The organism is Paractinoplanes atraurantiacus, assembly GCF_900215205.1.
GTDB classification, from domain to species: Bacteria; Actinomycetota; Actinomycetes; order Mycobacteriales; family Micromonosporaceae; genus Actinoplanes; species Actinoplanes atraurantiacus.
Window position 1 is genome coordinate 1,118,271 of the sequence record NZ_OBDY01000001.1, and the last position, 11,504, is coordinate 1,129,774.

General features: G+C 70.3%; 10 protein-coding genes and 2 tRNA genes. 7 read left to right on the plus strand and 5 right to left on the minus strand.

Annotated features, from left to right (window positions below; all coding sequences use genetic code 11):
• Positions 1-5: 5 nt before the first annotated feature.
• From CRP55_RS05345 to CRP55_RS05360, 4 genes are all read left to right on the plus strand, one after another.
• Entirely contained in the window at positions 6-809 is an 804-nt protein-coding gene (locus CRP55_RS05345) for an NAD(P)H-binding protein (protein WP_097318296.1), read from the plus strand.
• Positions 810-896: 87 nt separating this feature from the next.
• Positions 897-968 (plus strand) — tRNA-Gln (locus CRP55_RS05350).
• 99 nt (positions 969-1,067) lie between these two features.
• A tRNA-Glu gene (locus tag CRP55_RS05355) sits at positions 1,068-1,140 on the plus strand.
• A 724-nt stretch (positions 1,141-1,864) separates the two neighbouring features.
• Positions 1,865-2,563 carry an N-acyl homoserine lactonase family protein gene (locus CRP55_RS05360; RefSeq protein WP_097318298.1) on the plus strand — a complete coding sequence of 233 codons (699 nt, stop codon included), beginning with the start codon at positions 1,865-1,867 and terminating at the stop codon, positions 2,561-2,563.
• Here CRP55_RS05360 and CRP55_RS05365 read toward each other — a convergent pair.
• From CRP55_RS05365 to CRP55_RS05385, 5 genes are read right to left on the minus strand one after another with little or no spacing between them, the layout of a single operon-like run.
• The gene (locus CRP55_RS05365; protein WP_097318300.1) at positions 2,512-3,258 is read right to left on the minus strand and encodes an MBL fold metallo-hydrolase; all 747 of its coding nucleotides are present in this window, start codon (positions 3,256-3,258) and stop codon (positions 2,512-2,514) included. The genes CRP55_RS05360 and CRP55_RS05365 overlap by 52 nt on opposite strands.
• Positions 3,255-4,043: an alpha/beta hydrolase gene (locus tag CRP55_RS05370; RefSeq protein WP_097318302.1), complete on the minus strand. Its 789-nt coding sequence runs from the start codon at positions 4,041-4,043 to the stop codon at positions 3,255-3,257. The genes CRP55_RS05365 and CRP55_RS05370 overlap by 4 nt, the downstream gene beginning before the upstream one ends.
• The gene (locus CRP55_RS05375; RefSeq protein ID WP_438865766.1) at positions 4,040-5,002 is read right to left on the minus strand and encodes an alpha/beta fold hydrolase; all 963 of its coding nucleotides are present in this window, start codon (positions 5,000-5,002) and stop codon (positions 4,040-4,042) included. The genes CRP55_RS05370 and CRP55_RS05375 overlap by 4 nt, the downstream gene beginning before the upstream one ends.
• Complete coding sequence (locus tag CRP55_RS05380) at positions 4,926-7,640, minus strand: AAA family ATPase (RefSeq protein ID WP_097318308.1); 2,715 nt, start codon at positions 7,638-7,640, stop codon at positions 4,926-4,928. Before CRP55_RS05380 ends, CRP55_RS05375 begins: the two co-directional genes overlap by 77 nt.
• Positions 7,641-7,670: 30 nt before the next feature.
• Entirely contained in the window at positions 7,671-8,357 is a 687-nt protein-coding gene (locus CRP55_RS05385; protein ID WP_023561932.1) for an IclR family transcriptional regulator, read from the minus strand.
• A gap of 49 nt (positions 8,358-8,406) precedes the next feature.
• Between CRP55_RS05385 and leuC the strand changes: the two genes are divergently transcribed.
• From leuC to CRP55_RS05400, 3 genes are all read left to right on the plus strand, one after another.
• Positions 8,407-9,846, plus strand: a complete 1,440-nt coding sequence (leuC, locus tag CRP55_RS05390; RefSeq protein ID WP_097318310.1) for a 3-isopropylmalate dehydratase large subunit — start codon at positions 8,407-8,409, stop codon at positions 9,844-9,846.
• 14 nt (positions 9,847-9,860) lie between these two features.
• The gene (gene leuD / locus CRP55_RS05395; protein WP_097318313.1) at positions 9,861-10,448 is read left to right on the plus strand and encodes a 3-isopropylmalate dehydratase small subunit; all 588 of its coding nucleotides are present in this window, start codon (positions 9,861-9,863) and stop codon (positions 10,446-10,448) included.
• A 178-nt stretch (positions 10,449-10,626) separates the two neighbouring features.
• Complete coding sequence (locus CRP55_RS05400; protein ID WP_097318316.1) at positions 10,627-11,496, plus strand: HU family DNA-binding protein; 870 nt, start codon at positions 10,627-10,629, stop codon at positions 11,494-11,496.
• Positions 11,497-11,504: the final 8 nt, after the last annotated feature.

The window sequence follows — 11,504 nt, forward strand, 5'->3', positions numbered from 1 at the left end:
CGGTGATGAAGGTACTGGTCACCGGCGCCACCGGAAACGTCGGCCGGCTCCTCGTCGACGAACTGCTGGCCCAAGGAGCTTCAGACGTACGGGCATTGACCGTCGACCCGGACAAAGCGGCGCTGCCCCCATCCGTCGAGGTAGTACAAGGCTTCGTCGGGCGGCCCTCGACCCTGCCGGCGGCCCTCCGCAGCGTCGACGTGATGTACCTCGCCCCGCACATACCCACCGCCGCCGCGGCCTGCCGGCTGGCCGCCGAGGCCGGCGTACAGCGCATCGTCGACCTGGCCGGCGCCAAAGGCGACCACTGGCAGGCCATCGAAGACGCCGTCGAAGCCAGCGGCGTCCCCTGGACCCACCTCGAACCCGGCGAATTCATGGCCAACGCCGACCTGTGGGCCCCACAGATCCGCGCCGGCGACGAAGTACGCGACGCCTACGGCTCAGTGGCCAACGCCGCCATCGCCCAAGAAGACATCGCCGCCGTCGCCGCCCACGTCATCCTCACCGAAGGCCACGAAGGCAAGTCGTACGAGCTCACCGGCCCCACCACCCTCACCCGCCGCGAGAAAGTCGCGGCCATCGGCCAGGCCCTCGGACGTGACCTCGCCTACATCGACCTCCCCTACGACGAGGCCCTGACCCAATTCCAAAAGACCATGGGTGAGTACGCCAAGTGGTACCTCGACGGCCTCGCCGCCTCCGTCGGCCACCCCCAACAGGCGGTGCCCACCGTCGCCCGGCTCACCGGCCGGCCGGCCATGACCTACGAAGAGTGGACCCGCCGCCACCAGGACATCTTCCGATGAACCGAACCCGATTTGTTGGTCATGCGGGGGTCAGGTAGAGTTCTTTCTCGGCACGGCAACGCGGCAAAAACCAAGAAGCCGAGCCAATGGGGTATGGGGTAATTGGCAGCCCGACTGATTCTGGTTCAGTTAGTCTAGGTTCGAGTCCTGGTACCCCAGCGCTACAACTCCCGCGGGAGAGGCGGCGCTGGACTTCTGATAGAGTTCGGCCCGTCGCAAACGCGAGAGCGAAGCGAAAAGCAGTACAAAGCAAGTCCTGGCCCCGTCGTCTAGCGGCCTAGGACGCCGCCCTCTCAAGGCGGTAGCGAGGGTTCGAATCCCTTCGGGGCTACATTTCGGGTGACCCCCGTCCGCAGAACGCGCGGACGGGGGTCATTCCGCATATCTGCCTGGGGGGCGACCCCCCAGACCCCCACGGTGCGATGGTTGCGGTGCGGGTTAGGTCACGGTCCGAACCCCTTCGGGGTCCGGTCGGAGGGTCTTCGGCCTTGCCCCTTTCGCTGGCTCTTGCCCTCGGCGTTCCCCTTGGCTCTTGCCCTTCGGCCTTTCCCTTCCCCTCGCCCTCGTTCTTCGCCTCGCTCTCGTCCTTCGCCTTGCCTTGGCCCTCGCTCTTCGCCTTTTCTCCTTGGCCTTCGCCGTCGGGCTTGTGGGGCTGCGCCTTGCGGGCCGGCTTGGTGCGTGCGTTTGCATCGTGGATGTGTGCGTTGCCGAGTTGCGGCTTTTGTCGTGGGGCGCTGCTGGCTGTCGTCGCGGATCTTGGTCGGCTGTTTCTTCTGCGTTGGGCGGCCGCCTTTTGCCGTTCCTCGCGGTGGATGCCTTGGTGCTCTTCGTTGCTTGCGGGCCGGTTGCTGCCACCTATGCCGCGTTCGTCGTCGGGTTGCTGGTTGGGGGCCGCCGCTCTTCCCTCGTTGGTCGGCCGGCCGACTGGCTGAGGCGCAGGTGGCCTTCTTTGCTGTCTGGCTTGCCGGTCCTTGTGGGTGAGGGCTGCTGGAGGGTGGGGTGGGAGTTCGTTTTGGGCGTAAAAGCTGGGAACCTCGGGCGGATAGCTTGGGGGAGTGAGGGATATCGCGGTGCGGCGGGTCGACTATGGGTACTTTGTTCGGCCGGCGGAGGAGACCGGGACCGGGCGGGCTCGGGTGGAGCCGGCTCTGGGATATCTGATCGAGCATCCGGAGCGCGGGCGGTTGCTTGTGGACACCGGCATGGGTGGGGATGCCTGGGTTGAGGGGCATTACCGGCCGGTGCGGGTACCGCTTGCGGTGGCGCTCAAGAGGGCCGGAGCCGACCTCGAAGATGTGCGGTATGTAGTGAACTGCCACCTGCACTTCGATCACTGCGGGGGGAATCCGGAGCTGGCGGGTACGCCTGTTTTCGCGCAGCGGGCCGAGTTGGCGCTGGCCCGGGCCGTGGAGAGTCACACGCTGCCGGAGCTGGTCGATCACGCGGGGGCCCGGGTCGAGGAGATCGACGGGGAGGTCGAAGTGATGCCGGGGGTGCGGATCGTGCCTACGCCCGGGCATACCGCGGGGCATCAGTCGGTGGTGGTGTCGCGCAGGGACGGGACGGTTGTGGTGGCGGGGCAGAGTCATGACAACGCGAATCTGTTCACCAGTGATGTGCTGGGGCGCCACGCCGGCGTGGGTGAGCAGCCGGCGTGGCTTGAATATCTGATGGCGTTCGACCCCAAGCAGGTGGTCTTCGCTCACGACAACGCTGTCTGGACCCCCGGTTCCAGCCAGGTCAGCCTGCCCTGAGGGAAGGCGGCCTCGATCTGCGGGCGGCCCTCCCGGAAATGGGACCAGCCCTCGTAATGGACCGGGACCACGTGGCGGGGTTTCACGCGGTCGACCAGCGTGGCCGCGTCGCGGCCGGTCATGGTGAAGCGGGCGGGGCCGGTCAGGCCGAACTGGACCTTGCCCAGGTGCAGGATCGCCGTGTCGACCTCGAAGCGGTCGGCCACCCGCAGGACGCCGGGGAAGACGACCGTGTCGCCGGAGATCCATACGACCGTTGAGGAACCCTTGGGGCGTAAGGCGAAACCGGTGGTGGGGCCGACGATCGGGACGCTCCACCACGGGCCGTGCCGGGACGGGGTGGCGGTCACCTCGACGTCGCCGATTCTCGTCGACGACCACGGGGCCAGGCCGGTCGCGCCCAGGCGGCGGCCGCCGGCCGGTGTGGTCACCACCGCCGGCACGCGTTTGAGCAGAGCGCGGCCGGCGTCGTCGAGGTTGTCGGCGTGCTGGTCGTGGGTCAGCAGCACGCCGTCGAGCGGGCCCAGCGCCGTGACGGGCAGGGCGGGACCGGCCGTCTTGCGGGAGGAGGTGCCCCAGCCGAACGAGTAGCGGCGGCCGGGGACGTCGAACGTCGGATCGACCAGAAGGCGTACGCCGCCGATCTCCAGCAGCGTCGTCGGGCCGCCGATGTGGGTGATCGTCAGGGCACTCATGAAGCGTGCCGCAGGGCCCACTCGAGGACCTCGTCGGCGATCGACTCCCAGCCCTTCTGCGCCGGCAGCAGGTGGGCGTAGCCCTCGTACTCCTTGCGTTCGGTGATGGTGTTGGACTTGTAGTGCTTGTGGTTCGACTCCTGGATGGCCGGCGGCATGATGTGGTCCTCCGATCCCGACACGAACAGCAGCGGCGCCCGGTTGTCGTTGTGGTAGTCGACCCACGTGTCCTGGTGGCCGGGCTGGAAGTTGGCGAGCACGCCGCCCCACAGGATGCCGCCGCTGGCCGGGATCGCGTAGCGCTCGTACAGATAGCGCGATTCCTCTTCGCTGAACGTGTTGGTGAAGGCGTACTTCCACTCCTCGAAGGTGAGCGGGATCGCCTTGTGCCGGTTGGCCGGGCTCTTCAGGACCGGGAACGTCGATTTGAGCTGGGAGAGCGGCACGACCCGTACGCCCTCGGTGGGCGCCGAATTGAGTGCGACACCCGCCGCGCCGAACCCGTGGTCGAGCAGGATCTGCGTGAAGGCGCCGCCGGCCGAGTGACCGATGATGATCGGGGCCTCGGGCAGGGCCTTGATGGCCTCCTCGTAACGGGCGATGATCTGCGGCACGGTCACGTTGACGATGGGGGTCGGATCGGCGTTGAGCGCCTCCACCTCGACCTCGAAGCCGGGATAGCCCGGTGCGATGACCTGATGACCTTTGGCCTCGTAGTGCGCCTTCCAGTTCTCCCAACTGCGCGGCGTGACCCAGAATCCGTGGACCAGAACGATCGGCTTCATGCGGTGTGCTCCTTCGCGAAGGCCAGGAGGTCGGCTCCCAGCCGCTCTTTGTGGGTGTCGGTGATGCCGTGCGGCGCGCCGGGATAGACGGTGAGCACGGCTCCGTCGATGCGGGCGGCGGAGGCCTGTCCGCCGACCGCGAACGGCACGACCTGGTCGTCGTCGCCGTGGATGACGAGCGTGGGGACGTCGAACGCGTCCAGGTCGGCGCGGAAGTCGGTGCCGGAGAAGGCGGCGATCGACTCGTACGCGTTGTGGTGCCCCGCCGCCATCGACTGGAGCCAGAAGGCGTCGCGGACGCCGGCCGGCACGTCGGCGCCGGGCCGGTTGTGGCCGAAGAACGGGCCGTCGGCCAGGTCCTGGTACAGCTGCGACCGGTCGGCCAGCGCACCGGCCCGGAGGCCGTCGAACACGTCGATCGGCAGACCGCCGGGGTTGTCCCGGGTCAGCAGCATGAACGGCGGCACCGCGGAGACGAGCGCCACCTGGGCGATCCGCGCCGTGCCGTGCCGCCCCACGTAACGGGCCACCTCGCCGCCGCCGGTCGAGAAACCGACCAGCGTCACGTCCCGCAGATCAAGGGCGTCGATCAAAGTCGCGAGGTCATCGGCGTACGTGTCCATGTCGTTGCCGTGCCACGTCTGCGAGGACCGGCCATGGCCGCGCCGGTCGTGCGCGATCGCGCGGAATCCGTTGGTGGCGAGCAGAAGCTGCTGCGCCTCCCAGCTGTCGGAGTTGAGCGGCCACCCGTGGCTGAGGACGACCGGTCGCCCGGCGCCCCAGTCCTTGTAGAAGATCTCCGCCCCGTCGGTGGCTGTCACGTGTGCCATGAGCCGATCGTCCTGGGAGCGTGTCCATTCGCGAATCCCGTGAAACGCGTAGTCAGTCGTGCAGGGCCTCGCGCAGTTGCCGTCGCGAGCGCACGCCCAGCTTCCGGTAGACCTTGCGCAGGTGGTAATCCACGGTGCTGGCGCTCAGGAACAGATGCGCGGCGATCTCCGCGTTCGTTCCCCCACCCCGGGCCAGGCGGGCCACGGCGGCCTCCTGCGGGGTGAGGGCCGTTTCGCTTTCCGGTACGGGGGTGGGCCCGGTCTCGCCGAGCGGGCTCAGCTCGGCCCGCGCCCGGGCGGCGAAGGCGTGCGCCTTCTCGGCTTCGAAGACCTCCAGCGCCGCCCTCAGCTGAAGACGGGCGTCCCGGCGCCGGCGACGGCGGCGCAGCCATTCGCCGTACAACAGATGGGCCCGGGCGAGGTCGCCGACGGCACGGGTACCGGACAGGATCTCGATGGCCGATCGATAGTGCGGTTCCGCCCCGTCGGGTGAGCTGAGCAGAGCCTTGGAGCGTTCCTGGAGGCCGTCCGCCCACGTTGTTCCGGCCGCGCCGGCCGCCACGGCCAGATCGGCGTGGGCGAGGGCCGCGGTCCGCCGGTCGCCGGAGCGCAGTGCGCACTCCACCAGATCGGGCAGCACCCGGGCGTAGCGGCCGGGACGGCCGAGCTCCACCATCGGCTGGAGCAGCCGTTTCGCGGACGCGTAGTCGGCGCAGGCGATGTCGAGCACCGCGATGCTGTGCAGGGTCACCGATCGCATCGCCCCCACGCCGAGCATGTCGAAGACGTCGAGGGCGGGCAGCAGGGCGGCCCGGTCGGCGGGGCCTGACCGCCAGGCCACCAGCTCGGGATGACGCCAGATCAGTTCCTGGTCGGCGGTGACGCCGATCGCCGTGCGCAGGCGCTGCCCGACCGCGTCGTGGCGGTCGGCGTCGCGCAGCCGCCCCAGTGTGGCGTCGTCCATGGCGGCCATGAAATGCACCAGGTCGAGCGTGTGCAGGGCGCCCGAGCGGCGGGCCGCGTCCTCGGCCCCGCGCAGCACCACCCGGCGGGACTCGTCGTCCCACAGCAGCGTGCACAGGGTGACGCCGAGCTGGAAGTGGCTGAGCAGAAGCTCGGGACCGGTCAGCGCGGCGATCGCCCGCCGCATGGCCGGCGCGCCCTGCTCGATGCCGCCGGTGAGGAAGGCGGCGAAGCCGGCCAGCAGCAGGTCGGCCGGGCCGGACGGATCGGGACCGGCGAGCCGGCGGGCCGCCTCGGCGATCTGCTCACCGGTGACGCCGCGCATCAGGTCCTCGGCCGTGATCGAGTGGTGCATGGCCAGCAGCACGGCCTCGCGGGTGCGATCCGGTTCGGCGTCGCCGAAGGCGCCGGCCGCGGCGAGGCACATGGCGGCGGCGTCGCGCAGCGCGCCCGGCGTGCCGGTGGTGACCGATGCCATGGCCCTGGTCATCAACGCCGAGCCCCGCCGCGGTCCGGACAGGAGAGCGTCGTCGACCTCGTCGAGGAGCCGTAGGGCGCGGGCGGGCGCGCCGGCCGGCACGGCCGCCTCGGCCGCCGCCACGGTGCGGGCGGCGCGATCCGCGGGCGCCGGTGACAGCTCGGCGGCGCGGGTCAGGAACGTGGCCCGGGCCGCCACACCGCCGCGCGCGCCCGCCCGCTCGGCGCAGCGCTCGAGCTCGGCCGCGACCTCCTCGTCGAGGCCGGTCGCGGCGGCGGCCAGATGCCAGGCCCGGCGATCGGCGTCGGACGCGTGCGTCGTGGCCACCGCGAGCGCCCGGTGCACCGCTCGCCGCCGGCCGGCCGGGGCGTCGCCGTAGACGGCCGAGCGCACCAGCGGATGCCGGAAGTCGACCGGTGGTGTGCCGGCGACGAGACGAAGGTCCTCGGCCGGCTCGGCGTCGGCCGGCCCGATGCCGAGACCGGCGGCCGCCTCCAGGATCTGACCGCCGGTGGCGCCGGCCCCGGCGGCGGCCAGCAGCAACCAGGTCTGCGCCGCCTCGGGAAGCCGGCGGACCGCGGCCGAGTAGTGGGCCTCGAGCCGGCTGCCGATCGGCGCCGGCTCGGTGAGCGGACTCGCGCCACCCAGTTGCGCGGTGCTGAGCTCCTGGCCGAGATCGGTCAGGGCGAGCGGATTGCCGCCGGTGGCAACGGCTATCTCCTCGGCCAGGCCGGGATCGAGCGGCGCCGGCGCGACATCGGCCAGCAGCGCGACCGCGGCGTCGCGGCCGAGCCCGCCTATCTCGATCACCGGAACACCGGCCAGTTGCTCGAAATCGTCGCCGGGGGCGGCACGCCAGCCGAACAACAGGACGACGCCCTCGGCGTGCAGCCGCCGGGCCACGAAAGCCAGCGCCAGCAACGATTCCCGGTCGAGCCACTGGGCGTCGTCGAGCACGCAGAGCCGCGGCTCGGCGGCGAGCAGCGTCAGGGCGGCCAGGCTGACCAGGAACAGGTCGGGCGGCGGCCCGTCGGCGAGCCCGCAGGCCACCTCGAGCGCGGCCCGCTGCGTCTGCGGCAGCCGGGCCCGCTCGGGCAGACAGGGGATCAGAAGCCGGTGCAGCGCCGCGAACGAGAAGGTGGACTCGGCCTCGGCCCCGTTGATGGCCAGGCCTCCGGGCGCGCTGCCCTGCGCATGCCGCAGCAGGGCCGTCTTGCCGACGCCGGCCTCACCGCGCAGCACCGCGCTCGCGCTGCGCCCGTGCCGGATCCCGGCGACCAGGTCGTCCAGCGTCGCACACTCGGTCTCGCGCCCGAAGAGTCGCACGCCGCGACCCTATCGACGCCGAGCGGTCTTCTACAGGCCCGAAAGTCTCTGACCGGCCCGCACAACGGCCATCGCGTGCCGCTCGCCGGGGCGGCGGCCGAGGCGCTCTATCGGACCGCTTATCGAGATCGAGGCGATGACCCGGCCCGTCCGGTCGCGGATCGGGGCCGAGACACTGGCCACACCGGGCTCCCGCTCGGCCACGCTCTGGGCCCAGCCCCGGCGGCGGACCTCGGCCAGGGTGCGGCCGGTGAACTTGCAGCGGGGCAGCAGCGGCATGACCGCCTCCGGCGGCTCCCACGCGAGCAGGATCTGCGCCGCCGAGCCGGCCACCATCGGCAGCACCGAGCCGACCGGAACCGTGTCGCGCAGGCCGCTCGCCCGCTCGGCCGCGGCCACACAGATGCGCTCGTCCGCGCGGCGCAAGTAGAGCTGCGCGCTCTCCCCGGTCGCGTCCCGCAATGCGGAAAGCAGGGGCTCGGCCGCGGTCAGCAGGACGTCCGGCGCGGCGTTCGCGAGCTCGCCCAGGCGGGGGCCCGGGCGCCACCGGCCCTGGGTGTCGCGCACCAGCATCCGGTGGATCTCCAGGGCCTGGGCCAGGCGATGTGCCGTCGCCCGGGGCAGCTTCGTTCGGTCGACGAGTTCCGCCAGGCTGGCGCCGTCGACACAGGCCGCCAAGATGACGACCGCCTTGTCGAGAACGCCGACACCGCTCATACTGTGTCCCACAAGCCGAAACATACCTCCCAGAATTTAGGATGTCCAGATGGTGGGAGTCACTCCGAGGACCCTGGCCGAAAAGGTCTGGGACGACCATGTCGTGCGTGCTGCCGAGGGTGAGCCTGATCTGCTCTACATCGACCTGCACCTCTTGCACGAGGTGACCAGCCCGCAGGCCTTCGACGGCCTGCGCCTGGCCGGCCGTCAGGTTCGACGCACCGATCTCACGCTCGCGACCGAGGACCACAACACGCCGACCGGCTATGCCGACCCGGCGTTCAACACCAAGCGCGGCGAGCTTTTCACGATCGCCGACACCACCTCGCGGACGCAGATCGAGACGCTGCGCAAGAACTGCGCCGAGTTCGGCGTGCAGATCCGCCCACTGGGCGACGTCAATCAGGGCATCGTGCACGTGATCGGGCCGCAGCTGGGTCTCACCCAGCCGGGCACGACGATCGTCTGCGGCGACTCGCACACCGCCACCCACGGCGCGTTCGGCGCGCTCGCGTTCGGCATCGGCACCAGTGAGGTCGAGCACGTGCTGGCCACGCAGACGCTGCCGCAGGCGAAGCCGAAGACGATGGCCGTCACGGTCGTCGGCGAGCTCGGCCCCGGCGTGAGCGCCAAGGACCTGATCCTCGCCCTCATCACGCAGACCGGCACCGGCGGCGGCAACGGCCACATCGTGGAATATCGCGGTGAGGCCATCCGCAAGCTCTCCATGGAGGGCCGGATGACCATCTGCAACATGAGCATCGAGTGGGGCGCCAAGGCCGGCATGATCGCGCCCGACGACACCACTTTCGCCTATCTGTTGGGCCGCGAGCACGCGCCACAGGGCGAGCAGTGGGACGCCGCCGTCGATTACTGGCGCACGCTCGTCACCGACGAGGGCGCCGAGTTCGACACGGAAATCATCCTGGACGCCTCGGCGATCAGCCCGTTCATCACCTGGGGCACCAACCCGGGCCAGGGCGCGCCGCTCGACAGCGTGGTCCCGGACCCCGAGGAGTTCATCGAGGAGACCGACCGCAGCGCCGCCCGCCGCGCGCTGGAATACATGGATCTCGCGCCGGGCACGCCGTTCAAGGACGTCGCGGTCGACGTGGTCTTCGTCGGCTCCTGCACCAACGGGCGCATCGAGGACCTGCGGGCCGCGGCCGACGTCATCCGCGGCCACAAGGTGCACGACGGCGTCCGCATGATGATCGTGCCGGGGTCGTACAAGGTGCGCGAGGCGGCCGAGGCCGAGGGCCTCGACAAGGTCTTCACCGAGGCGGGCGCCGAGTGGCGCTTCGCGGGCTGTTCCATGTGCCTGGGCATGAACCCGGACACGCTCACCCCGGGCCAGCGCGCCGCTTCGACCTCCAACCGCAACTTCGAGGGACGGCAGGGCAAGGGCGGTCGTACGCATCTGGTCTCGCCGCAGGTCGCCGCCGCCACCGCCGTGGTCGGCAAGCTGGCCGCCCCCGCCGACCTCTGAGACCGGAGACAACGATGGACAAGTTCGAGACACACAGCGGCAAGGTCATGCCGCTGCGCCGCTCCGATGTGGACACCGACCAGATCATCCCCGCCGTCTATCTGAAGCGGGTCACCCGCACCGGTTTCGAGGACGGTCTGTTCAGCGCGTGGAAGGACGACCCCTCCTTCGTGCTCAACAACCCGGCCCACGCCGGGGCCACGATCCTGGTCGCCGGGCCCAACTTCGGCACCGGATCCTCACGCCAGCACGCGGTCTGGGCGCTGCGCGACTGGGGCTTCAAGGTGGTCATCGCGGCCCGCTTCGGCGATATCTTCCGGGGGAATGCCCTCAAGGAGGGTCTGCTGCCGGTCCAGCTCGACCAGAAAGCCGTGGAAGCCCTCTGGGATCTCGCCGAGAGCGAGCCGGAAAAGCAGATCACGGTCGACCTCGGCGCCCGTCAGGTGCGCGTGGACGACGCCTCCTGGCCGTTCCCGATCGACGATTTCAGCAGGTGGAGGCTCATGGAGGGCCTCGACGACATCGGACTGACCCTTCGCCACGAAGAGCTCATCACGGCGTACGAGAAGAAGCGCCCCGCCTTCAAACCGGTCGTCGCCTGAGCAACGAAAAACCCTGTCCTGGCACGAAATTTCGCCCCCACCGCATCCCCGGTGGGGGCGATTTCGTTGTAACGCAAGGGTTTTTTTGACACTAATGTTTGTGTCCGCTGGTCAGAGGGCATACGGTGCGCGCAGAATGGCTCGCATTGGGCCACTTCTCACGTTCGGGAGGAAAATCGTGAACAAGGCCGAGCTTATCGAGGCACTGGCCGCCCGGCTAGGTGACCGGAAAACCGCGACGGCGGCGCTCGACGCGGTCATCAGCGAGGTGGAGAACGCCGTCACCAAGGGCGACCGGGTTGCCATCACCGGCTTCGGCGTCTTCGAGAAGCGGGCACGCAATGCGCGTACGGCCCGCAATCCTCGCACCGGCGAACCGGTGAAGGTGAAGAAAACGTCGGTGCCGGCGTTCAAGCCTGGCACCGCCTTCCGCGAGATGGTGGCGAGCGGAAAGGTCGCGAAGGCCGCGGCTCCGGCCAAGAAGGCCACCGCCACCAAGGCCACTGCCACGAAGGCCACCGCGACCAAGGCGGCTGCGGCCACGAAGGCCACCCCGGCGAAGTCCACTGCCACCAAGGCGACGGCCACCAAGGCCACCGCCACGAAGGCCACCGCCACCAAGGCGACGGCGGCCAAGAAGACCGCCGCCACCAAGGCGGCCCCGGCGAAGACGACGACGGCCGCGACCAAGACGGCCGCCGCCAAGAAGACGACCGCCACCAAGGCCGCGCCCGCCAAGACCGCCGCCACCAAGGCGACGGCGACCAAGGCGGCGCCGGCGAAGTCCACTGCCACCAAGGCGACCGCCACCAAGGCGACCGCGACCAAGGCCGCCGCCACCAAGGCGACTGCCACCAAGGCCACCGCCACCAAGGCGACCGCGGCGAAGAAGACCGCCGCGACCAAGGCCGCCCCCGCCAAGAAGGCTGCCACCGCGACGAAGACCGCCGCGGCCAAGAAGACCACCGCCCGCAAGACCACGACCGCGGCCGCGGCGGAGACCCCGTCCCGCGCCCGCGCGCCTCGCACCAGCCGCAAGACCAGCTGAGGCACGCA